Below are 22,445 nucleotides of genomic sequence, written 5' to 3' on the forward strand. Positions count from 1 at the left end.
TCGCCCGGCCTCGCCGGGTTCCAGTCCTGTCATTAGACGGCGCGCGTCCACGCGATGGAATCGGACGGGTATGAAACACGGCCCGCAGCCAGCGATTCAATGCAGAACGGCCGGCGCCCGCATCTTCGCCGCCGCCTGCGCGACGATCCCCGGCTGTTCGGCGGAAGCGAACGTGCAGACGTGACGCCACAGCTCGGCCAGCCGATGCCGCGTGAGCGTCGCGACGCATGCGTCGTTCGCGGCAAGTACGCGTTCGAGCACCGCGCATTCGTCGGCGTGCAGCGTCCACGCACCGCTTTGCGCGGCGCGCGCCACGCTCGCGTCCAGCACGCGCTCCGCGTCGACGCACAGGTCGATGGTCGCGTCCGGAGAAACCGCATCGTCGAGCGCGAGGAACACCAGATACACGCTCGTGCGCAGCCGCATCAGCAACGTTGCGCTACCGTGCTCGCCGCGCAGCGCGACCAGCGCCATGTGGCATTTCAGCGAGATGTCGCGGGCATGCGCGGGCGGCAGCGGCAGCAGCAATTCGCGCGTCAACGGCGGATGGCGCCGCCCTTTTCGGGCAGCCTTCATGATTCGCCCTCGCTCGCGCACGTGCCGTCCGGCACCGACCCGGACCGCGCACAGCCGCATGCGAGCTCGCACCGGCCCGCGTCACGCAGGCCATCCGCTCGGTGGCGCGTGCCGCGCACGTCGGCGTGCCGTCGCGCCGTGCCCGCCCGCGGCAGCCTGCGTATCGCCGACGCACGCCACACGCCGAGCAGTCGGTCAGCGCATGCCATGTTCGTCTCCTGCGTCAAAACGTGTTCTCGCCCTTCAGGTAGTACGCGGTTTTCACGAAGAACGCCTTGACCGGATGGCCGCTCTGCACGTCGCGGGCCGCCCGCGCTTCCATCGCGGCCTTTTCGTCGCGCCACCGGTCAGGCACCGGGTTGTACACACGTTCGAGCGCCCGCTGCATCGCGAGCGGATAGTTCTGGTTGCCGGCCGTCGTCGCGCGATAGCCGGCACGCGTCATCTGCATCAGCTGGACATCGGTTTCGGCGCGCGCCGCCGACCAGGTCAACGGCGCGGCATGCGAGGTGTCGGCGGCGCCGATCGACTGCGCGAAGCTGACGGCCGGCAGCGCAGCGAGTGCGCAGGAAAGAACGGCAACGGGAACGAGGGATCGCATAATGGCCTCCAGATGGTTGTCCCCGCATCGATCCATCATCGATGCGTTGAAATCATCGTATGTCGGGACGCATCCCGCTTGAATAGCCGAATCCGCAATTGTTATTTTCAGCCGTGCATTCGGCGTGCAAGCTGCGTCGTTCGCGTATCCCGTCGAAATGGAATTTCTTTATTTCATTCAACGATCTGATCGGATTTTTACCGGCGATACGGTGGGGTGCTCGCCCGCTCTTTCAATTTCCGAAATGACGTGTTGTCGGTGCGATTCCGGCGGGTGCGCCCGGGCATAAGGCTTCCGGCGTGATATCGCGCATGCGGATACCATCGAAGCAATTTCGTCGGATCAGCCGATTCTGATGCAGGACAAATCATCCACATCGCGCTCCCGAATTGAGACACGACGCAAACGGCAAGGACGCGCGATAATCACGTATCGGCCGTTTCGCACGGCATCTCAGGCATTTTCATTTTTTAATCGAGCCTCTCCATGGTCGCCCTCGACAGTACCGCCATCGACAGCTGGCACGCGCACGTCTATTTCGATGCGGCGAGCCGCGACGCGGCCTGGGCGTTTCGCCAGGTTGTCGACGCGCGGTTCGGCGCGGTCATCGAACTCGGCCGCTTTCACGAACGCCTCGTCGGCCCGCATCCGGCGTGGTCGTATCAGATCGCGTTCGATGCCGCGCGATTCGACGACATCGTGCCGTGGCTCGTGCTGAACCACGGCGCGCTCGACATCTTCCTGCATCCGAATACGCACGACGAACTGCGCGACCACCGCGATTGCGCGGTGTGGATCGGCAAATCGTATGCGCTGAATCTCGACGCGCTGGCCGGCTAAGGGCAGCCCTCCGAGCGAGCGCCGCGCGGCCCGGCATCCATGTTTCGGGTCGACGTGAAACGTCTCGCGGCGACCCACCCCTACAGTGGTTTCCGTGATCGACTTCCGGAAACCCGCGATGACACGCGCAAACATCGACGCCGACGCCCGGCGCATCCATGAAGACTGGCACGCCGCCGTCGTCGCCCGCGACCTCGACGCGCTGATGTCGCTATATGCCGACGACGCAGTGCTCGAAACGCCGCTCGTCGTCGCCACGCTGCCCGAACACGGCTCGGGCATGCTGCAAGGCAAGGCCGCGATCGGCGCGTTCTTCGCGGCCGGCCTGCGCAATCCGGACAACCCGCTCGGACGCTGGTACCGGACCGGACTGTTCTTCTCGAATGGCCGCCAGCTCGTCTGGGAATACCCGCGCGCAACGCCGGACGGCGATCAGGTGGATCTCGTCGAGGTGATGGATCTGCGCGACGGGTTGATCGCGCATCATCGCGTGTACTGGGGGTGGGTAGGCTTCGGCGCGCTGCGGGAGGCCTCGCGCCGGTAGCGCACTCTCCGGCCGACTCGCCACGCGCAGCGCATCACACGCTCAATGCCCGATGCTGCTCATGCGACATACATCGCGACACTGACGAACTGGCACAGGCTGCCGGCCAGCACGAACAGATGCCAGATGCCGTGCCCGTGGCGGATGCGTTCGTCGTTGATGAAGAAGTAGATCCCCGCGCTGTAGATCACGCCGCCGGCCACGAGCCACGCGGTGCCGATCGGCGGCAGCGCATAGATCAGCGGACGCACGGCGACGAGCGCGAGCCAGCCCATCAGCACGTACAGGATCATCGACAGCAGGCGCGTGCGGCGCCCGAGCGTGAGCTCCTGCACGATACCGAACACGGCGAGCCCCCAACTCACGCCGAACAACGACCAGCCCCACGGGCCGCGCAGCGTGACGAGCGTGAACGGCGTGTAGCTGCCGGCGATCAGCAGGTAGATCGCCGCATGGTCGCATTTCTGCAGGATCGCCTTCAGGCGTGGGTTGCGCACGCTGTGATACGCCGTCGAGATCGCGTAGAGCAGGATCAGCATCGCGCCGTACACGCTGAAGCTCACCACCTTGTACGGGTCGCCTTCGAGCGCGCCCATCGTCACGAGCGCGACGAGGCCCGCCACCGACAGCACCGCGCCGACGAGATGGGAAATGCTGTTGAAACGCTCACCGACATGCACGACGTGTTCTCCTGCGATCCATCGGGAAAAAGAAAGTGCCCTCATGATACCGGCGGCCGGACGCCGCCGCGCTGCGCCCGGGCAAACGGCACGCGAGCGCCGTGCGATGCGCGCCGCCGGCCCGCCAAAGAAAAAGCGCCGCGACAGCCATCGCGGCGCTTCCGTTTCGATCCCGAACCGATTCGTCAGGTCATTGCAACGGCCCGGTTCAACAACACTTCCCCGCCCCCGACCCGTACCGCGCATTCTGACGTTCGCGGAAGAATTCCTCGTACGTCATCGGCTCACGGTCCGGATGGGTGTCGCGCATGTGCGCGACGTAGGTATCGTAGTCGGGCAGGCCGACCATCAGCCGCAACGCCTGCCCAAGGTAACGACCCGCGCTGCGCAGGTCGCCGCCAAGATCGCTGAACATCGCGGCCTCCCCTTAACGTCCGCTGCCGAGCGCCTGCGCGGCCGGCATCGCTTCGTACGGCGTCTCGCGCACGGTCGGCTTCGACTCGCGGCGCGCGCGCAGCACGGCGAGCAGGCCGTATACCGCGATCGCCACGACGACGAAGATGAACAGCCCGGCCAGCGCCGCATCGATGTAGTCATTGAAGATGATGCGTTTCATCTGCGCGATCGACTTCGCCGGCGCGAGCACCTTGCCTTCATCCACCGCGGCCTGCAGCTTCGCGGCGTGCGCGAGGAAGCTGACCTTCGGGTTCGCGTCGAAAATCTTTTGCCAGCCGGCCGTCAGCGTGCAGATCAGCAGCCACGCGGTCGGCACGATCGTCACCCACGCATAGCGCTCGCGCTTCATCTTGAACAGCACGACGGTGCCGAGCACCAGCGCGATCGCGGCGAGCATCTGGTTCGAGATGCCAAACAGCGGCCACAGCGTGTTGATGCCGCCGAGCGGATCGACCACGCCCTGGTACAGAAAGTAGCCCCACGCGGCCACGCACAGCGCGGTGGCGACGAGGTTCGCGGGCAGCGATTCGGTGCGCTTGAGCGCCGGGTGGAACGTGCCGAGCAGATCCTGCAGCATGAAGCGGCCCGCACGCGTGCCCGCGTCGACGGCCGTCAGGATGAACAGCGCCTCGAACAGGATCGCGAAGTGATACCAGAACGCCATCATCGCTTCGCCGCCGATCACCTGGTGCAGGATGTGCGCCATGCCGACGGCCAGCGTCGGCGCGCCGCCCGCCCGCGCGATGATCGTGGTTTCGCCGACGGCCTTGGCCGTCTGCGTCAGCATGTCGGGCGTCAGCACGAAGCCCCATTGCGTGACGGTATTCGCGACCGCTTCCGGCGTCGAGCCGAGCACGGCGGCCGGCGCGTTCATCGCGAAGTAGATGCCCGGCTCGATCACGCACGCGGCGACCAGCGCCATGATCGCGACGAACGATTCCATCAGCATCGCGCCGTAACCGATGAAGCGCGCGTTGGTTTCGTTGTCGATCAGCTTCGGCGTCGTGCCCGACGAGATCAGCGCGTGGAAGCCCGATACGGCGCCGCACGCGATCGTGATGAACAGGAACGGGAACAGGTTGCCCGCCCACACCGGGCCCGTGCCGTCGACGAACTTCGTCAGCGCGGGCATCTTCAGCTCCGGTGCGACGACCAGGATGCCGATCGCGAGGCCGAGGATCGTGCCGATCTTCAGGAACGTCGACAGGTAGTCGCGCGGCGCGAGCAGCAGCCACACCGGCAGCACCGATGCGACGAAGCCGTAGCCGATCAGGATCCACGTGAGCTGCGTGCCGCTGAACGTGAACCACGCGGCGATCGCCGGCGAGGCGGCCACGTTCTGACCGAACGCGATCGCCGCCATCAGCCCGATGAAGCCGATGATCGACACTTCGCCGATGCGGCCCGGGCGGATGTAGCGCGTATAGACGCCCATGAACAGCGCGATCGGAATCGTCGCGGCGACGGTGAACGTGCCCCACGGAGAATTGGTCAGCGCCTTCACGACGATCAGCGCGAGCACCGCGAGGATGATCACCATGATCAGGAACGCGCCGAACAGCGCGATCACGCCGGGCACCGTGCCGAGCTCCATCTTGACGAGGTCGCCGAGCGAACGGCCGTCGCGGCGCGTCGAGATGAACAGCACGATGAAATCCTGCACCGCGCCGGCGAACACGACGCCGGCCAGGATCCACAGCATGCCGGGCGTGTAGCCCATCTGCGCGGCGAGCACGGGGCCGACCAGCGGCCCGGCGCCGGCGATCGCGGCGAAGTGATGGCCGAACAGCACGTACTTGTTGGTCGGCACGTAGTCGAGGCCGTCGTTGTACTTGACCGCCGGCGTCATCCGCAGCCCGTCGAGCTGCATGACCTTGCTGGCGATGAAACGACTGTAGAAGCGATACGCGATCAGATACACGCAGACTGCGGCGATCACGATCCAGAGGGCACTGACGCGTTCGCCGTGCGCGAGTGCGATCGTGCCGAATGCGAACGCGCCGAGCAGCGCGACCGCGATCCATAGCAGGGTACTGGAAGCCCGATTCATGGCGTCTCCTGGTCTCCAATGTGTTTTTGAGTGGATGCGGCGAGGGGCCGAACCCGCGTGACGTCGATGCGTCGTGCCGCGGCCTCGCAGAGACCGCGGCGATGGGCCGTAGTATTCCGCGCGACGGGGGATGCTTACAAGCGGATAACTACGTATGACGATCTACGTAGAATTACGTAGACGCGTGCCGTCCGCCCGTCGTCAGGCCACGATTGCCCGCGATCGGCGAGCCACGTACAGTATTTGCCTGCCTCCATTCCGGAACCGCCATGCCGATCGGATTTCAGAAGATGAACGCGAATGGCGATGACTTCGTCATCGTCGACCTGCGCGGTCAGGAACACGATCCCGCGCAGCACATCGATCGCGACCTCGTGGGGCGCATGGGCGACCGGCATCGCGGCATCGGCTTCAACCAGCTCGCGGTGATCTCGGACGGCGACGACGCGGCCGCGTGCGTCGCGTTCTGGAACCGCGACGGCTCGGCGCTCGATACCTGCGGCAGCGCGACGCGCGGCGTCGCGTGGAAGCTGATGCGGGAAACCGGCGCGGCGTCGGTCGTGCTGCGCACGAATCGCGGGCGCCTGCATTGTTCTCGGGATGCGGACGGGCTGATCCAGGTCGAAATGGGCGCGCCGCGGCTCGGCTGGCAGGACGTGCCGCTCTCGCAGGCCGTCGACACGCTCGCCCTGCCGCTGCCCGGCACGCCGGCCGCATGCAGCATGGGCAATCCGCACTGCACGTTCTTCGTCGACGATGTCGCCGCAGTCGATATCGAAGCACTCGGCCCGGCGATCGAAACACATCCGCTGTTTCCGCAGAAAACCAACGTGCATGCCGTTCAGGTCATCGATCGCGCGCACATTCGTCTGCGCATCTGGGAACGCGGCGGCGGCGTGCCGCTCGGCTCCGGCTCGTGTTCGTGCGGCGCGGCGGTCAACGGCATCCGGCGCGGGCTGCTCCACGACACCGTGCGGGTGACATGCGACGGCGGCGACGTCACCGTTCGATGGGACGGCGCCGGCAGCGTGTTCCTGAGCGGGCCGGTAACGTTCGGGTTCAGCGGGGTGTGGCTGTGATGACCGACGACGCACAAACCTTCCATGCGCTGCGCCCGCGCCTGCAGAAGATCGCATACCGGATGCTCGGCTCCGTCGCGGATGCCGAGGACATCGTGCAGGACGTGTGGCTGCGCTGGCACGACGCGGCGCGCGACAGTATCGAGAACGCCGAGGCGTGGCTCGTCGCGGTCACGACGCGGACCTCGATCGATCGCCTGCGCGCGGCGAAGCTCCGGCGCGAGCACTACACGGGCATCTGGCTGCCGGAACCGGAACTCGGCGAATCGCCGGCAACGCCCGAGGAAATGACGGAGCGCGCGAACGACGTATCGGTCGCGTACCTGCTGTTGCTCGAACGGCTGACGCCGGAAGCGCGCGCGGCGTTCCTGCTGCATGAAATCTTCGAATTCGACTACGACCGGATCGCCGACGCGATCGGCAAGACCGAAGCCGCGTGCCGACAGCTGGTCAGCCGGGCCCGGGCGCGGCTGCGCGACGATACGCAGCCGCGGCATGCGGTGCCGCACGACACGCATCGCCGGCTGCTGCAGACGTTCACGCATGCGCTCGCGCACGGCGACTTCCCGTCGATCCAGGCGCTGCTCGCCGAAGACGCGATGCTGATCGGCGACGGCGGCGGCCACGTCCAGAGCTTCCCGAAACCGATGGTCGGCGGCCGGCGGATCGCTCAACTGTTCTATGCGACGTGGTTGCGCTACGGCAGCGGTGTCGAGATGCGGCCGGTCGTGCTGAACGGCCAGTGGGCGATGCTGCGTTTCATCGATGGCCAACTCGAAGCGGCGATGTCGTTCGAGACCGACGGCACGCGCATCGGCCGGATTCTCGTGCAGCGCAACCCCGACAAGCTCGCGCGGATCGCCGCCGCCTGCGCCGCCGGCTGACGCGTGGAGCGCGCGCCGGCCGCGCCCGCCGTCGCGCGCGGATTGGTGCAGCGCGCGCAACACGATGCGTCCCTGTGCGTGGCTACCGCGTACCGGCGCACACTCCTAAGATGATTTCGCGCGGCGCCCCGCCGCCCACGACACCCGCTTATCGCGGGCCAGCCTCTTCGTCGCCAGGAGAAATCATGACGCAGCGTCTCAACTACATGCATCAATCGCCCGAGCTGTTCAGGCAATTCCTCGAACTCAGCAACCTGCTGCGCAGCAGCGCGATCGAGGAATCGATCCGCGATCTCGTGTCCGCCCGGGCGTCGCAAATCAATGGCTGCGCGTTCTGTCTCGACATGCACGTGAAGGAAGCGCGCCTTCACGGCGAGCGCGAGCTGCGACTCCACCATCTGGCGACGTGGCGCGAATCGACGCTGTTCTCGCCGCGCGAGCGGGCCGCGCTCGCGTGGACCGAAGTGCTGACGACCCTGCCCGAGCACGGCGTGCCGGACGACCTCTACGATCGCGTGCGCGGGCAGTTCTCCGAAAAGGAATTGTCGGACCTGACGTTCGAAGTGATGGCCATCAACGGCTGGAACCGCGCGAATGTCGCGTTCCGGACCGTACCGGGCTCAGCCGACAAGGCATACGGCCTCGACAAGGCGAATCTCGCCTGACCTGCGGGCGCGACCGACTGTCGGCCCCCTCTCTCGCTGCCGGCCGTCGGCCGGCGGCCCACCGGAAGCCACCACCATGATTCGCATGAAACACGCGATCGCGTCCGCGCTCGTCATCGCGGGCGCCGCGACCGGCGCCGTTCGCGCGGCGCCGTCGGCCATCGTCACGCCGCTGATGACCAAGCCGCTCGACGCATACCCGGGCAAGGAAGCGCAGATGATCTCGGTCGAGTATCCGCCCGGCGCGGTCGACCCCGTCCACCGCCACCACGCCGAGGCCTTCGTCTATGTCGTCGAAGGATCGATCGTGATGCAGGTGAAGGGCGGGGAGCCCGTCACGCTGAAGCCGGGCCAGACCTTCTACGAGGGCCCGAACGACCTGCACACGGTCGGACGCAACGCGAGCCGGACCCGGCCCGCGAAGTTCATCGTGCTGCTATTGAAGGACCAGGGCGCGCCCGTGCTCGTGCCGGAAAAATAACCGGGTCGCACGCCGCCGCGCCCTTTCTGAAAAAATGCGGCGGGCGGTGTCACAGGCGGCAACGCTGAAACGTCTAGTCGCATACGGACACCACGATTCCAGCGCCTCCATGCCTGACACCTCCATCCGCCGCCCCGATGCCGACGATCCGTTCGCGCGCAGTTTCTCGACCTGCTATGCCGGCGTGGTCACGTTCCTCGCCGTCGTCACGGAAGGCAGCTTCGCGCGCGCCGCCGATCGCCTCGGCGTCGGCCGCTCGTCGGTCAGCCGCCATGTCCAACGCCTCGAGGACCGGCTCGACGCACGTCTGTTCCAGCGCACCACCCGCAGCATGTCGCTGACGCGCGAAGGCGAGCTGTTCTACGAAAACTGCCGGCCCGGCATCGAGCATCTGGCGCAGGCGCTCGAGGACATGCGCGAACTGCGCAGCGGGCCGCCGAGCGGACACCTGCGCGTCGGCTCGACGCCGGGCTTCGGCCGCAAGGTCATCGCGCCGCTGCTGCGCGATTTCCATGCGCGGTATCCGGACATCACGCTCGACCTGCTGTTGAACGACCGCCCGGCCGATTTCTCCGCCGACCGCATCGACGTCGCGTTTCGCGACGGCCGCATGGAAGACAGTGCGATCGTCGCGCGCCGGCTGATTCCGATGCAGATGATCGTGTGCGCGTCGCCGTCGTACGCGCACCGGCACGGCTTGCCGCGCCACGTCGACGAACTGGCGCGGCATCGCTGCATCAACCAGTGCACCGCGTCGGGCCGCGTGACGGAATGGGAATTCAGGATCGACGGGGTGACGCAGCGGCGCCAGCTCGCCGCGCATCACACGTTCAACGACATCGACCTCGTCGTGCGCGCGGCGCTCGACGGGCTCGGCATCGCGCAGTTACCCGCGTACCAGGTGTGCGACCTGCTCGCCGACGGCCAACTGCTGAGCTGTCTCGGCCAGCACGCACCGGACGACGGCGGCCACTATCTCTGCTACCTGAGCCGCAAGCATCTGCCCACGCGCATCCGCGTGTTCATCGACTACATGATCGAACAGACGCGGGCGCGCGACCTGCAGTGCCTGACGACGATGACGACGCTGGCGCCGCTGGAGACGATCGATTGATGCATTTCCGGCAACATCGTGAGGGCCTGCCGGCCTCTACCGGATCGCGCGGCGCATGCCTACGATGCGGGCTGTTCGACAGGCACGCGAATACGGCGCTGCGCCGTTCGGCAACCTGCCGGCTCGATCGCACGAACGCGATGGGCGCCGGTTTCGGCAGATTCAAGCGGCGCGCCTGTCGCGCGCTGCCCATTCAAGGAGAGCAATCGTGAAAATCGTCGTGATTGGCGGTACCGGCCTCATCGGCAGCAAGGTCGTCAGGAACCTGATCGCGCGCGGCCACGACGCGGTGGCGGCCGCGCCGTCGACGGGCGTCGATACGATCACGGGCGCGGGACTGGACGCCGCGCTGGCCGGCGCGGAGGTCGTCGTCGATCTCGCGAATTCGCCGTCGTTCGAGGAAGCGGCCGTGAAGGCGTTCTTCGAGGCGTCGGGGCACAACCTGTTCGCCGCGGAGCGCGCGGCCGGCGTGCGCCATCACGTCGCGTTGTCGGTGGTCGGCACCGACCGGCTGCAGCAGAGCGCGTATTTCCGCGGCAAGATCATCCAGGAGAACCTGATCCGCGAAGCCGGCGTGCCGTACACGATCGTGCGCTCGACGCAGTTCTTCGAATTCGTCGGCGCGATCGCGCAGGCTGGCGCGCAAGGCGACACGGTCCGCTTGACCACCGCGCACTTCCAGCCGATCGCTTCGGACGACGTCGCGGCCGCCGTGACCGACTTCGCGCTCGACGCGCCGCGCAACGGCATCGTCGAAATCGGCGGCCCCGAGCGGGTGCGGATCGCCGACCTGGTCGAGCGTTTCCTGTCGGCCACGCACGACGCACGCACGGTGACCCGGGATGCGGGCGCCGACTACTTCGGCGCGGTGCTGCAGGACGACACGCTCGTGCCGGCGCCCGGTGCGCGCCTCGGCGCGACGAACTTCGACGCATGGTTCCGGCAGAACGCGCTCGCGCGCTGACCGCCACCGCCGGATCACGCTCGCCATGACGCCGCTGCGCCCGCCGCCGCTATCGCTGCTCGACCGGTATCGCGGGCGGGAACCGCAGACGCTGTACTCGACGACGGTGACCGTCACGGGCGGCGCGGCGGAGCACGGCCGCGCATCGGGCGTCGCGCGTTCCGACGACGGGCGCCTCGATGTCGAGCTGCGCCTGCCGTCCGCGCTCGGCGGCCCCGGCGACGGCCCGAACCCGGAGCAACTGTTCGCCGCGAGCTATGCGGCGTGCTTTCACGGCGCGCTGAGCCTGCTGGCCGCACGGGCGGGCGTGTCGATCGCCGGCGCATCGGTATCCGCATCGATCGACTTCTGCCGCGATCCGGTGGACGGGCTGTTCATGCTGAACGCGAACATTCACGTGCGGCTGCCGGGCGTCGAACGCGCGGTGGCGGAAGAGCTCGTCCGCAATACGGAGCGCTTCAGCCCGTATACGAAGATGGCGCACGAAGGGATCAGCCATGTCGTGGCGCTCGCGCCGGCGGACGACGTGCCCGAACGCTAGACGGCACGAACGTTCCACTCATCATCTTTACGAGGAAGTCATGCAGTCATTCGACAACAAGGTGGTCCTTATTACCGGCGGCGGTGCCGGCATCGGGCTGGCGGCGGCCGTCGCGTTCGCACGCGAAGGCGCGCGCGTCGTCATCACGGGCCGCCGCGAAGATGCGCTTTCCGCCGCCGCGCGCCGCGCGCCGCGCATCGATTACGTGGTCGCGGATGCCGGCAATCCGGCCGACGCCACGCGCACGATCGACGCAACGGTCGCACTGGCGGGGCGGCTCGACGTGCTGGTCAACAATGCGGGCGCCGGGGCAATCCTGCCGCTCGAGTCGGCGACCTTCGATGCGATCAGCGCGATCTTCTCCGTCAATACGCTCGGACCGTCGATGCTCGCGACCGCCGCGCTGCCGCATCTGAAAGCGACGCGCGGCAGCATCGTCAACGTGTCGAGCACGTTCGGACACAAGGCCGCGGCGCTGTTGTCGCACTATGCGGCGAGCAAGGCCGCGCTCGAGCATCTGACGCGCTGCTGGGCGCTCGAGCTCGCATCGGCGGGCGTACGCGTGAACGCCGTTGCGGCGGGCCCGACGGAAACGGACTTCCTGTCGGAACGGATGAGGCTGTCGGAAAGCGACATCGAAGCGATCAAGGCGCAGGAACGTGCGCGCATTCCGCTTGGCCGGCGCGGCGACCCCGCGGATGTCGCAAACTGGATCGTGTCGCTCGCGTCGCCGCAGGCGGCATGGATGACGGGGCAGGTGATCACGGTCGACGGCGGACTCGACGCAACCTGACCGTCGCGAGGACACGCGCCCCCGTCGCGACGGGCAACGGGTGCGCGCGAGATAGCGGATCAGTGCTTCTCGTCGACCTTCTTCGGCTTCGGCGCCGACGGCACCTTCGCGTACTGGAACGCCGGCGTGGCCTTCAGCGCTTCCTTGGTCGCACCCGGCAGGTAGATGTTGCCGTTGCGCACGTCGAGCGACGCGATCGGCACCGCGACGTCATGCGCGGCCACGCCGAGGAAGCCGCCTGCCGACACGATCGCGGCGGACACCGAGCCGTCCGGCGCGACGATCAGGTCGCGCACCTTGCCGACTTTCTGGTTCTCGTCGTTGTACACGGTCTTGCCGAGCACGCTCTTCTTCACGCTCCAGCCTTCGAGCAGCGCCTGCGATTGCTCGACGGTCACGCTGATCGGCTGCGCGCCCGCGATCTGCGCATGCGCGCTGACGCTCGAAGCGAGGATGGTTGCTGCGAGGAGGGTCTTGTAGAACTTCATGTGTATTGCACTCCGGTTCGGTTGTTGTTGATTCCGGGGGCGAAGCGAGGCAGGCGCAATGGCTGATCGGTGAGCGCCCCGCGGATGGCCGCCCCGCGGATGGCCGCCCCGCGGATGGCCGCCCCGCGCTTCGTCGGTCGCATGGCGGCCGGCCGCGCCGCCACTGCGTGTGTGCGTGGCCGGACTGCAGCGAGCAACACGTCTTCATGGTAGCGGGATTCGCCGGATCGTGCGTTGAGCGTGCAACGCGGCAGGCGGGATGAGCCGGATCAGGATCAAGGATCGTGCAAACAGATGGGGCGCGGCGCGGAAAATGGCGCCGTGGCTGGCGCCGTGGCCGGTCGATCAGGGCAATCTCATGGACGAGCGCCCGATCTTCGCGGCGTATCGAACACATCGAACCACGCGGCGGGCACCGCGCCGCCGCGCGGCATCACGCATTCCGCGAATACACCCGGCGATGCCGCACCGCTTCCGCCAGCACGTCGAGCACCGGCTCCGTCTGCGTCCAGCTCAAACACGCATCGGTGATCGACACGCCGTACTGCAGCGGCACGCCCGGCTTCAGGTCCTGCCTGCCGGCTTCGAGATGGCTCTCCACCATCACACCGACGATCCGGTGCTCGCCCTGCCCCAACTGCCGCGCGAGATCCTGCGCGACCTCGATTTGCCGCTCATGCGACTTGTTCGAGTTCGCATGCGAGCAGTCGACCATCACCTGCTCGCGCAAGCCGGCCTTGCGCAGCACCGCGCAGCTCGCTTCGACGTGCCCGGCATCGTAGTTCGGCCCGTTCTTGCCGCCGCGCAGGATCACGTGCGCATCGTCGTTGCCGCGCGTCTCGAAGATCGCGGCCATCCCCATCTTCGTCATCCCCATGAACGCATGGCTCGCGGCCGCGGCGACGATCGCGTCCGACGCGACCTGCACGCCGCCGTCGGTGCCGTTCTTGAAGCCGATCGGGCAGCTCAGGCCCGACGCGAGCTGGCGATGGCTCTGGCTTTCAGTCGTACGGCGCCGATCGCGCCCCACGCGATCAGGTCGGCGATGTACTGCGGGCTCAGCAGGTCGAGGAATTCGGTCGATGCCGGCAGGCCCAGCGCGTTGATGTCGAGCAGCAGTTGCCGCGCGGCACGCAGCCCTTCGTTGATGCGGAAGCTGCCGTCGAGGCGCGGATCGTTGATGTACCCCTTCCAGCCGACCGTCGTGCGCGGCTTCTCGAAGTACACGCGCATCGTGATCAGCAGGTCGTCCTTCAGCGCGTCGGCGGCGGCCTTCAGGCGGCGCGCGTAATCGAGCGCCTGGTCGTGATCGTGGATCGAACACGGGCCGACGACGAGCAGCAGCCGGTCGTCGCGGCCGTGCAGGATATCGCCGATCGCGCGGCGCGTATCCTCGACGAGCGTCTGCGTCGCGGCCGGCACCGGCAGCTCGTCGAGCAGCAGCGCGGGCGAAATCAGCGGACGCACCGCGCCGATGCGGACGTCGTCGATGCGCGTGGTGTCCTGCGTCGCGTCGGCGCTGCCTACCTCGCGATCGTGGGAAGGATTGTCGAGGTTCTGCATGGTGATTCTCCGGGGGACGTCTGTCTGGAATGATGGGCAGGCTCGATTATGGCACCCGCGCGCAACGATGGCGGGTTGCGGGGAAGTCGACCGGAATCGGCACGACGGTCGTGAAGTGACGGCGATCGGGGTCCGCCGGCCATTCGGCCGAGTGGTCGGGTGTCACCGCGGTGCCGTACGATCGTGGCTGTCCGCTGCCGATGCGGCCCCCCGTTCGGCGCAGGCGGCACGATGCACCGCTTGCCTGCGATCGATCGCTCACCCCTTGCCCGACACGCCACGATGACCGTATCCGACCTGCTCAGCGCCATCCGCCAACCCTACGCCGACCTGCTCGCGCAAGCGGCCGCGCAACCGGCGGCCGTCGTCGAACCGGCCTACCGGAAAGCCGACGGCACGCTCGCCACCGAAGGCCCGCTCGCGCTGCCATGCCGGGCCGACACCATTCACGGCGAAGGCGAATCGGCCGGCCAGCCGGCGATGGTCGATTCGACCACGCAACTGGATTTCGAGCCGTTCGCGTTCGAGCTCGAAACGGCAGCCGTATCGATCCATCCGTTCGTGTGGGACTGGGCGACGATCGAAGCCGACGGTCTCGACGAAGCCGCGGCCGCCGATGTGTTCAAGACCTGGTTCTTCGCGTGGTTCGACGCCGACGACGAAAGCATGCCGGCCGAAGACGGCCTGCACGGCATCGTTCACTATCTGTCGGAACCGGCGAACACGGAGCACGGATGGCGCGTCAACGCGGATCTCGGCTCGGCGCCGGGCGCGGCCGTCGAGGATCTGCTGTTCCGGCTCGTCGATGCGGGCGCCACGCGAATCAGTGTCGGTTGAAACGCTTTTTCCATTACGGACGGACGCACATGAAAAAAACATTCGCTGCGTTGCTGCTGCTGTGCATCGCATTGCCCGCGTCGGCGGAAGTCAGTACGGAAGTGCTGTGTTTTCAGACGAGCGGCGACAAACCCGTGCGCTTCGAATTACGCACGTACTACGACGACGCGGCCAAGTGGCGAGGCGGTATCGTCCGGTATGCGAAGTCGAAGACGGCGATCCCGCTGCTGTTCAAGCACGAGGATCACGAAGAACTGGCGGAGGGCCGGCCGTACCAGTTCACGACCACGTGGTGGGAAATGGTCGACGGCAAGATCAACGGCGAGTACGAGATGACGAGCCAGGGCGCGATCGTCTATTCGATGACGTACCGCAACGCACGCACCGGCAAGCAAACGGATTTCGCGTGGGCGCAGGACGTCGATGCGTCCGCGAAGGCGGGGTGCCGCTGGTAATGCGGCTTCGGGCAGGGTGGCGGAGCGCGTTCGTCACCCGGCGCGCGCGTGAGCGCGTGAGCGCGTATGCGCCGGTGTCACTCCGTTTCAGGTGCCTCGCGTGTCGGTCAGCCCGCGTCGCCCGGCGCGTCGACGTCGATACCGAGTTCGCTCGCCATCCGCTGGACCAGCGCATTCAGGCGCGCCACTTCGTCTGCGAGGCGCTTCTGCTCGGCCTTCAGTGCCTCGAATTCGGAAGGCGGCACCGAATCCGCGCCACCGCCGGCCTCCACGCTCGCGAAGTCCGCCATGTTCACTTCGCCGCACATCAGGTGCATCCAGCGGTTCTCGCGCGCACCCGGGGCACGCGGCAGCCGGACGACGAGCGGTTGCGCACGCGCCGCGAGTTCGTCGAGGAACGCCTCGACCGACGAGATATCCGCGAAGCCGTGCAGGCGCGCGCTGTTCAGCCGCAGCTCGGCGGCCGTCTGCGGGCCGCGCAGCAACAGGATCGTCAGCAGCGCGATCGCCTGGCTCGGGATGCCGAGCACGCGGTTCATGTTGTGCTCGAAACGCGGCACGCGGCTGCTGCTGCCTTCCATCACGAGGCTCAGATGCTTCAGCCCGTCGAGTGCGGTCGTGACTTCGTCCTCGCTGACGTTCATCACCGGCGCGCGCGCGGTTTTCTGGTTGCAGCCCGCGGTCAGCGCGTTCAGCGACAGCGGGTAGGTATCCGGCACCGTGTGCTGTTTCTCGACGAGCACGCCGAGAATGCGGGCCTCGAGGGGCGTGAGTTCGCGCAGGGCGCGGGGCGTGGGCGTATCCGGCGTGGTGTTCATGAGTAGCGTCGCGGCGTGCAGCAGGTGAAGGGAAACGATCGCGGCCCGCGCGGCATCGCGCACGGGCGAGCCATATGATAGCTCGCGACGCCCGGCCCGGCGCCGCTCACCGCACCAGCGTGCGCACGTGCCGCAGCGGGCTTTCGTCCGACGTAGCGGCGCACCCGATCGCACGCGGTGCAACGTGACGTTGCATGGGCCGCGGCGCCGCGGATTCCGCCTTCACGCACGCCCCGGCGTTTGCGCGATGCACATGCCGGCGCTACGATAGGCGTTCATCCCGACATCAGCGGCGCCGCGCGCGACCGTCTTCGCACGTCGATACCACGCATCACCCGCCCCGAATGCGCTGCCGCCGTGCGTGCGCGCCGCTCGTCAAACCCGCTCACCCCCTCACCAGTTCACCAGTTCACCACCATGACTGCATCTTCTCCCGCACACGTGCGCGCCATCGTCACCGGACACACCCGCGGCGTCGGCGCTGCGCTCGCCGAACAACTGCTGCAGGAAGGCATCGCCGTGCTCGGCGTGTCGCGCAGCCGCCATCCGTCGCTCGCGTCGCAGGCCGGCGAGCGCTTCGCCGAAGTCGAACTCGACCTGTCGGATTCCACGGCCGTCGCCGCCTGGCTGGCCGGCGACACGCTGCGCCGCTTCGTGGACGGCGCGTCGCTCGTGCTGCTGTTCAACAACGCAGGCATCGTCGATCCGATCGGCCCGCTCGCCGCGCAGGACCCGACGATCGTCGCCCGCGCGGTCGGCCTGAACGTCGCCGCGCCGCTGATGCTGTCGGCCGCGCTCGTGCAAGCCGCATCGGCCGCGACCGAATGCCGGATCGCGCACCTGTCGAGCGGCGCGGCGCGCAACGCGTATGCGGGCTGGAGCATCTACTGCGCGACCAAGGCCGCGCTCGATCACCATGCGCGCGCCGTCGCGCTCGACGCGAACGACGCGCTGCGCATCTGCAGCGTCGCGCCGGGCGTCGTCGATACGGGCATGCAGGCCACGATCCGCGCGACCGACGAAAAGCATTTCCCGATGCGCGAGAAATTCGACCAGTTGAAGTCGAGCGGCGCGCTCGCCACGCCCGAGGCGACCGCCCGACAACTGATCGGCTATGTGCTGAGCGACGCATTCGGCACCGAGCCGACGGCCGACGTGCGCAACCTGCCGACGAAGTAAGCATCGGACGCGGCCCGTCATCCCTCGAGCCGCTTCGTCCAGTCCTCGACCTGCCGCTCCGTGCGGCGCTTTTCGAGCATCTTGCGCCAGCCGGGCGGCAGCAGCGGCACGTCGCACAGCGCCTCGATCGCAGCCATGTCGAGCGTGCGTCGATACAGCACGTCGAGCACCGCCGACAGCGGCCATTGCGGGTAGCGGCGCGCATGCAGCGCCAGCACGTCGCCCGCAGCCACCCAGCCTTCCTGCAGCACGCGGTAGTACCAGCCGGTCCGGCCGCTTTGCTGCACGAGCGCCGCCATGCGCGGATGATCGAAACGCGCGTTGAGCTTCCAGCACGGCTGCCGCGACTGCGACACCTGGAGCACCGCGCCGCCCAGCGTGAATACGTCGCCGAGACACACGTCGCGCTCGGTGATGCCGCGCGTCGACAGGTTCTCGCCGAACGCGCCCGGCCGGGCGAGCACGTCGCGCGCGCCGATCTGCCCGGACCACCATGCATAGTGATCGTGCGCGTAGTGATGAACGGCCTTGTCGGGGCCGCCGTGATGCCGCGCATCGGCCTGCTCGTCGCCGGCAAAGCCGAGCGCGCCCAGCCACAGGCGCGCATCGACCGGCTGCTTGTCGATCGCGCTCGCGTGCGGCGTGCCGGCGAGCGGCCGGCTCGCGCCGATCCGCACCGCGTCGATGACGACCGCGATCGCCGGCCGCGCGCCGTCGCTCATGCCGCCGCACCATCCGGCAGCGCCGCGAGCAGGCGCTCGAGTTCGCGCGTGCGTGCGTCGCCGAGCGGCAGCAGCGGCCGCCTCGGTTCGCCGGCATCGAAACCGCGCAGCCTCAGCCCGGCCTTGACGGTCACCGGCAACCCGCCGTTGACGATGAACTGCAGCAACGGCAACTGCGCGTGAAAAACCGACCTGGCGCGCGCGAGGTCGCCCGTGCGCATCGCGTCGAACAACGCAAGCGGCAACGCGGCATTCAGGTTCGGCGCGGCCGTGCACCATCCGGACGCGCCCGCGGCCAGCGCGGCGAGCGCCATCGGATTGCTGCCGTTGTAGAACGGGATCGTCCCGTCGCTCAACTGCGCGAGCCGGTGCATCCGGCCGATGTCGCCGGTGCTTTCCTTGACCATCGTCACGTTGGCGACGGCCCTGCAGATCGTCGCGATCAGGTCGGGCGACATGTCGACGCCGCTCGTCGCCGGGTTGTTGTACAGCATGATCGGGATGCCGATCGCGTCGCCGATCGCGCGGTAGTGCGCGACGATCTCGTCGTTGCCGAGTTTCCAGTACGACACCGGCAGCACCATCACCGCATCGGCGCCGGCCTGTTCGGCGAAGCGGGCGCGGCGCACCGCGCCCGCCGTGGTGAGATCGGAAATCCCGACGACGGTCGGCACGCGCCGGCGCACCGCGCGAATCGACGCGGTGGCGACGGCCTCCCATTCGGCATCGGACAGGTACGCGCTTTCGCCGGTACTCCCCAGCGGCGCGATCGCGTGAACGCCGTCGGCGATCAGGCGTTCGATCAGCGCATCGAGCGCTTTCAGGTCGACGTCGCCGCCGGCGGAAAACGGCGTGACCGGATAGGCGATGATGCCTTTCAGCAGGATGGACACGATTTGTATTCCTCAATGATTGTCTGACGAGATTGAAACGGCGCGCGCTTAAGCGACGCAATCCTGATGCGTACGCAACGCGCGGCGTGCGTAGTAGTCGAACGTCACCGCATCGCGCTTCGGCTTCGAGATCCAGTCGTGCGCTTCGCGCGCCAGCGCCGGCGGCACCGGTTTGATCTCGCCTGCCGACATCGCGAGCAGTTGCAGCTTCGCCGCGCGTTCGATCAGCAGCGCGAGGATGCACGCCTCCTCGATCGTCTTGCCGACCACCAGCTGGCCGTGATGCGACAGCAGGATCGCGCGCTTGCTGCCCAGCGCCTTCGAGATGATCTCGCCCTCCTCGTTGCCGACCGGCACGCCCGGCCAGTCCTTCAGGAACGCGCAATCGTCGTACAGCGGGCAGGTGTCCATGTGCGACACGACCAGCGGCTGTTCGAGCATCGACAGTGCCGCGACATGCACCGGATGCGTATGGATGATGCAGTTCACGTCCGGGCGCTCGCGATAGATCCACGTATGGAACCGATTGGCCGGGTTCGGAATGCCTTCGCCCTCGACGACGTCGAGATCCTCGTTGACGCGCAGCAGGTTCGCGGCCGAAATTTCGTCGAAACCGAGCCCGAGCCGCTGCGTGTAGTACGTGCCGGCCGCATCCGCCCGGCAGGTGATCTGCCCGGCCAGGCCCGAGTCGTGGCCGGCGTCGAACAAAATCCGGCACGTCAGCGCGAGCTTTTGCCGCGCGGACCAGCCGCTGTCGCCCACTTCGTTTTCAAGCCGTCGCTCCGCCAGCGCGACCAGCGCTTCCTTCGTCAACTTCAGCGTTTCCGCCATGTTCGCCTCCTGAATGGACCGGGTTTGCCGCGCCGTCCGCAGCTGTTTCCCCGGGCATAGGTGACACACAATACACCGAATGACACTTTGTGTCATGCGTTACAATCGGTTTTTCGAAGGACACCTGGCGCCCCATGACGATTCGCCTGAAGCTGCTCAGAAAACAGAAAGGCTGGACGCTCGACGTGCTGGCCGACGAGACCGGCCTGACCAAGAGTTATCTGTCGAAGGTCGAGCGCGGCCTGAGCGTGCCGTCGATCGCGGTCGCGCTGAAGCTGTCGAAGGCACTGAACGTCGACGTCGAGCAACTGTTCTCGGAAAGCAGTAACCGCGAGCTGATCACGGTCACGCGCGCCGGCGAGCGCACCGCGATGGGCGCGGCGGCCGACAGCCATGCGCACCGCTTCGAGAGCATCGCAGCCGGCGTCGCGCCGAAAAAGATGCTGCCGTTCGTCGTGCATCCGCCGCACGAATTCGTCGCGTCGACGTTCCGCGAGCACGAAGGCGAGGAATTCCTGTTCGTGCACAAGGGGCGCGTCGAAATCGAGTTTCCGAACGAGACGGTGCAACTCAGGACCGGCGATTCAGTCTATTTCAACGCACTCATCCCGCACCGCACGCGCAGCCTCGGCGCCGCGCAGGCGGAGATCCTGGTCATCGTCAGCCACGACGACTAGCCTCGACACCTCTTCGCGCAAGGATCTTCCGATGGTCACCAAGGCCACCGCACCGTTCCAGCAGATCAAGACGCTCGTTCGCCAGCACGTCGAGTCCGGCGACTGGCGCCCCGGCGACCGCATTCCGTCCGAGCTCGATCTCGCCGCGCAGTTCGGCGTTGCACGCATGACGGTCAACCGCGCGCTGCGCGAGCTGACCGAGGAAGGCGTGCTGAAGCGCATCGCGGGCGTCGGCACGTTCGTCGCCGAGGCGAAGCCGCAGTCGAACCTGCTGATGATCGCGCATATCCGCGACGAGATCCGCGCGCGCGGGCACGAATACCGCTGCCGCGTGCTGAGCCAGTCGAGCGAGCCCGCGTCGTTCGACGTCGCGGCCGCGTTCGGCCTGCCGGTCAACACGCCGGTCTTTCACGTGGTGTGTGTGCACGAGGAAAACGGCCGCCCGATCCAGCTCGAGGACCGCTACGTGAACCCGGCCGCCGCGCCCGGCTTCATCGATCACGATTTCGAGACCGAGCCGCCGTCCGAATACCTGTACAACAACGTGTCGCACCACGAACTGGAAATCGAGCACGTCGTCGACGCGTCGCTGCCGACCGGCGAACAGGCGCGGCTGCTCGACATGCGCGCCGACGAGCCGTGCCTGACGCTCACGCGCCGCACGTGGACGGACGGGCTGCCCGTCACGTTCGTGCACTTCCTGCACCCGGGCAACCGCTACCGGCTCGGCTCGCGCTTCAAGCCGGGGGCGGGGCGCCACCCGACCTGATCCGTCGTCGCGCGCACCAGGAACGCCAGGCGGCCGTTTCGTCATGAAACGGCCGCCGGGTTCGTTACCCGCGCTGCTTAGATCGCGCCAACCTGCCCCGCATCGCGCGACCACACGACCGGAAACAGCGGGTGATCGAGCGGTGCGCCGTCCGGCAGTTGTTCCGCGAGCCCGGGGAAATCGGGCGACGTTTTCCAGCGGCGCGGCGCGTGACGGATGTCGTCGCCGACGAAGCGGATCGAAAACGCGCGCCGACGGTTCTGCGTGCCGCCCGACGCATGCAGCGTGAGCATCCGGAAGCACACCATGTCGCCGGGTTCGAGCGCCCAGCGGCGAATCGGGAAGGCCGCACGGTCGGCTTCGATGTCGGGCAGATCGGCGAGGCTGCCTTCCGGAAACCACTTCGCCTCCTTGTCCATGAACGTGCGCGGCATCAGCCACGGCCCGCGATGCGAGCCCGCGACGAATTCCAGCGTCGATTCGAGCGGCACCGGATCGACCGGAATCCACATGCTGACGTTGTCGTCGCCTTCAATGTCGTAGTACGGCTGGTCCTGGTGCCACGGCGTGCGCTGCCGCGTGCCGGGCTCCTTCACGAGCAGGTGGTCGTGATGCAGCCGCACGTGGTCCGTGCCCATCAGCGCAGCGGCGACCGACGGCGCCGGCGAGCGCACGATGAAGTCGCGATACGCGTCGTTGTGCTGCCAGTTGCAGAAATCCTCGAAGAACCAGCCCGGATCGTCGGGCCGGCTCGCGACTTTCGCGCGCTCGCTCGGCTGGGCAAGGTTCGCGTCGATGCCGGCCCGCAGCGCGGCCACTTCGTCCGGCGAAAAGATGCCCTTGATGCAGACCGCGCCTTCCTCGCGGAACGCGGCGATCAGTTCGGGCGTCACGGCTTGCGCGACGCGATCCTGGATACTCGTCATGGTGTGCCTGTCGATCGAT

26 protein-coding genes and 1 pseudogene are annotated in these 22,445 nt (G+C 67.5%); 15 read left to right on the top strand and 12 right to left on the bottom strand.

Annotated features, from left to right (window positions below; genetic code table 11):
• Positions 1-96: 96 nt before the first annotated feature.
• Positions 97-576, bottom strand: a complete 480-nt coding sequence (locus CFB81_RS27790) for a hypothetical protein (RefSeq protein WP_089437283.1) — start codon at positions 574-576, stop codon at positions 97-99.
• Positions 577-799: 223 nt separating this feature from the next.
• Complete coding sequence (locus CFB81_RS27800) at positions 800-1,177, bottom strand: hypothetical protein (protein WP_089437285.1); 378 nt, start codon at positions 1,175-1,177, stop codon at positions 800-802.
• Positions 1,178-1,663: 486 nt separating this feature from the next.
• On the opposite strand from CFB81_RS27800, the gene CFB81_RS27805 reads away from it, so the two are divergent.
• Complete coding sequence (locus tag CFB81_RS27805; RefSeq protein ID WP_069621673.1) at positions 1,664-2,017, top strand: DOPA 4,5-dioxygenase family protein; 354 nt, start codon at positions 1,664-1,666, stop codon at positions 2,015-2,017.
• Between the two features lie 118 nt (positions 2,018-2,135).
• Complete coding sequence (locus CFB81_RS27810) at positions 2,136-2,561, top strand: nuclear transport factor 2 family protein (RefSeq protein ID WP_089437286.1); 426 nt, start codon at positions 2,136-2,138, stop codon at positions 2,559-2,561.
• 59 nt (positions 2,562-2,620) lie between these two features.
• On the opposite strand, the gene CFB81_RS27815 is transcribed toward CFB81_RS27810, so the two are convergent.
• The 3 genes from CFB81_RS27815 to CFB81_RS27825 form a co-directional block, all read right to left on the bottom strand.
• Positions 2,621-3,241: a hemolysin III family protein gene (locus CFB81_RS27815; protein ID WP_089437287.1), complete on the bottom strand. Its 621-nt coding sequence runs from the start codon at positions 3,239-3,241 to the stop codon at positions 2,621-2,623.
• A gap of 208 nt (positions 3,242-3,449) precedes the next feature.
• Positions 3,450-3,656 (bottom strand): YbdD/YjiX family protein, encoded by a 207-nt coding sequence (locus CFB81_RS27820; RefSeq protein WP_050013388.1) that lies wholly within the window; start codon positions 3,654-3,656, stop codon positions 3,450-3,452.
• Positions 3,657-3,668: 12 nt separating this feature from the next.
• Entirely contained in the window at positions 3,669-5,747 is a 2,079-nt protein-coding gene (locus CFB81_RS27825) for a carbon starvation CstA family protein (RefSeq protein WP_050013389.1), read from the bottom strand.
• Positions 5,748-6,016: 269 nt separating this feature from the next.
• On the opposite strand from CFB81_RS27825, the gene dapF reads away from it, so the two are divergent.
• The 8 genes from dapF (at position 6,017) to CFB81_RS27870 (ending at position 12,268) form a co-directional block, all read left to right on the top strand.
• Positions 6,017-6,826, top strand: a complete 810-nt coding sequence (dapF, locus tag CFB81_RS27830; protein ID WP_089437288.1) for a diaminopimelate epimerase — start codon at positions 6,017-6,019, stop codon at positions 6,824-6,826.
• On the top strand, positions 6,826-7,710 hold the full coding sequence (locus CFB81_RS27835) for an RNA polymerase sigma-70 factor (RefSeq protein WP_089437289.1): 885 nt from the start codon (positions 6,826-6,828) through the stop codon (positions 7,708-7,710). The genes dapF and CFB81_RS27835 overlap by 1 nt, the downstream gene beginning before the upstream one ends.
• 185 nt (positions 7,711-7,895) lie before the next feature.
• Complete coding sequence (locus CFB81_RS27840; RefSeq protein WP_069621677.1) at positions 7,896-8,375, top strand: carboxymuconolactone decarboxylase family protein; 480 nt, start codon at positions 7,896-7,898, stop codon at positions 8,373-8,375.
• Positions 8,376-8,451: 76 nt separating this feature from the next.
• Entirely contained in the window at positions 8,452-8,856 is a 405-nt protein-coding gene (locus CFB81_RS27845; RefSeq protein WP_089437290.1) for a cupin domain-containing protein, read from the top strand.
• Positions 8,857-8,965: 109 nt separating this feature from the next.
• Positions 8,966-9,970 carry a LysR family transcriptional regulator gene (locus CFB81_RS27850; RefSeq protein ID WP_089437291.1) on the top strand — a complete coding sequence of 335 codons (1,005 nt, stop codon included), beginning with the start codon at positions 8,966-8,968 and terminating at the stop codon, positions 9,968-9,970.
• A gap of 208 nt (positions 9,971-10,178) precedes the next feature.
• The gene (locus tag CFB81_RS27860) at positions 10,179-10,934 is read left to right on the top strand and encodes an SDR family oxidoreductase (protein WP_089437293.1); all 756 of its coding nucleotides are present in this window, start codon (positions 10,179-10,181) and stop codon (positions 10,932-10,934) included.
• 25 nt (positions 10,935-10,959) lie between these two features.
• Positions 10,960-11,475: an Ohr family peroxiredoxin gene (locus tag CFB81_RS27865; protein ID WP_069621681.1), complete on the top strand. Its 516-nt coding sequence runs from the start codon at positions 10,960-10,962 to the stop codon at positions 11,473-11,475.
• Positions 11,476-11,515: 40 nt separating this feature from the next.
• A complete protein-coding gene (locus CFB81_RS27870; RefSeq protein WP_089437294.1) occupies positions 11,516-12,268 on the top strand; it encodes an SDR family NAD(P)-dependent oxidoreductase in 753 nt (250 codons plus the stop codon).
• A gap of 59 nt (positions 12,269-12,327) precedes the next feature.
• On the opposite strand, the gene CFB81_RS27875 is transcribed toward CFB81_RS27870, so the two are convergent.
• Complete coding sequence (locus CFB81_RS27875) at positions 12,328-12,756, bottom strand: PRC-barrel domain-containing protein (protein WP_069621683.1); 429 nt, start codon at positions 12,754-12,756, stop codon at positions 12,328-12,330.
• A gap of 433 nt (positions 12,757-13,189) precedes the next feature.
• Positions 13,190-14,319: pseudogene (locus tag CFB81_RS27880) on the bottom strand (3-deoxy-7-phosphoheptulonate synthase).
• A 282-nt stretch (positions 14,320-14,601) separates the two neighbouring features.
• Here CFB81_RS27880 and CFB81_RS27885 point away from each other — a divergent pair.
• Both CFB81_RS27885 and CFB81_RS27890 read left to right on the top strand, forming a co-directional pair.
• A complete protein-coding gene (locus CFB81_RS27885; protein WP_069621685.1) occupies positions 14,602-15,156 on the top strand; it encodes a hypothetical protein in 555 nt (184 codons plus the stop codon).
• 29 nt (positions 15,157-15,185) lie between these two features.
• Complete coding sequence (locus CFB81_RS27890; protein ID WP_089437295.1) at positions 15,186-15,611, top strand: hypothetical protein; 426 nt, start codon at positions 15,186-15,188, stop codon at positions 15,609-15,611.
• A 107-nt stretch (positions 15,612-15,718) separates the two neighbouring features.
• Here the strand turns inward: CFB81_RS27890 and CFB81_RS27895 are convergent, their stop codons facing one another.
• Complete coding sequence (locus CFB81_RS27895; protein ID WP_069621751.1) at positions 15,719-16,429, bottom strand: YceH family protein; 711 nt, start codon at positions 16,427-16,429, stop codon at positions 15,719-15,721.
• A gap of 417 nt (positions 16,430-16,846) precedes the next feature.
• On the opposite strand from CFB81_RS27895, the gene CFB81_RS27900 reads away from it, so the two are divergent.
• Positions 16,847-17,608 carry an SDR family oxidoreductase gene (locus tag CFB81_RS27900; RefSeq protein WP_069621687.1) on the top strand — a complete coding sequence of 254 codons (762 nt, stop codon included), beginning with the start codon at positions 16,847-16,849 and terminating at the stop codon, positions 17,606-17,608.
• Positions 17,609-17,625: 17 nt separating this feature from the next.
• On the opposite strand, the gene CFB81_RS27905 is transcribed toward CFB81_RS27900, so the two are convergent.
• Genes CFB81_RS27905 through CFB81_RS27915 form a run of 3 tightly spaced genes read right to left on the bottom strand, consistent with a single transcriptional unit; the run spans position 17,626 to position 20,054 of the window.
• Entirely contained in the window at positions 17,626-18,330 is a 705-nt protein-coding gene (locus CFB81_RS27905) for an MOSC domain-containing protein (protein ID WP_089437296.1), read from the bottom strand.
• Positions 18,327-19,223: a dihydrodipicolinate synthase family protein gene (locus CFB81_RS27910; protein WP_069621689.1), complete on the bottom strand. Its 897-nt coding sequence runs from the start codon at positions 19,221-19,223 to the stop codon at positions 18,327-18,329. The genes CFB81_RS27905 and CFB81_RS27910 overlap by 4 nt, the downstream gene beginning before the upstream one ends.
• 48 nt (positions 19,224-19,271) lie before the next feature.
• Positions 19,272-20,054 (bottom strand): aldolase, encoded by a 783-nt coding sequence (locus CFB81_RS27915; protein WP_089437297.1) that lies wholly within the window; start codon positions 20,052-20,054, stop codon positions 19,272-19,274.
• Between the two features lie 134 nt (positions 20,055-20,188).
• On the opposite strand from CFB81_RS27915, the gene CFB81_RS27920 reads away from it, so the two are divergent.
• The gene (locus tag CFB81_RS27920; protein ID WP_050013406.1) at positions 20,189-20,731 is read left to right on the top strand and encodes a helix-turn-helix domain-containing protein; all 543 of its coding nucleotides are present in this window, start codon (positions 20,189-20,191) and stop codon (positions 20,729-20,731) included.
• 31 nt (positions 20,732-20,762) lie between these two features.
• Positions 20,763-21,500 carry a histidine utilization repressor gene (gene hutC / locus CFB81_RS27925; RefSeq protein ID WP_089437298.1) on the top strand — a complete coding sequence of 246 codons (738 nt, stop codon included), beginning with the start codon at positions 20,763-20,765 and terminating at the stop codon, positions 21,498-21,500.
• A gap of 77 nt (positions 21,501-21,577) precedes the next feature.
• Here hutC and CFB81_RS27930 read toward each other — a convergent pair whose 3' ends face one another.
• Positions 21,578-22,426 (bottom strand): phytanoyl-CoA dioxygenase family protein, encoded by an 849-nt coding sequence (locus CFB81_RS27930; RefSeq protein ID WP_089437299.1) that lies wholly within the window; start codon positions 22,424-22,426, stop codon positions 21,578-21,580.
• Between the last annotated feature and the right edge of the window lie 19 nt (positions 22,427-22,445).

The organism is Burkholderia sp. AU28863 (assembly GCF_002223195.1).
Taxonomy (GTDB): domain Bacteria; phylum Pseudomonadota; class Gammaproteobacteria; order Burkholderiales; family Burkholderiaceae; genus Burkholderia; species Burkholderia sola.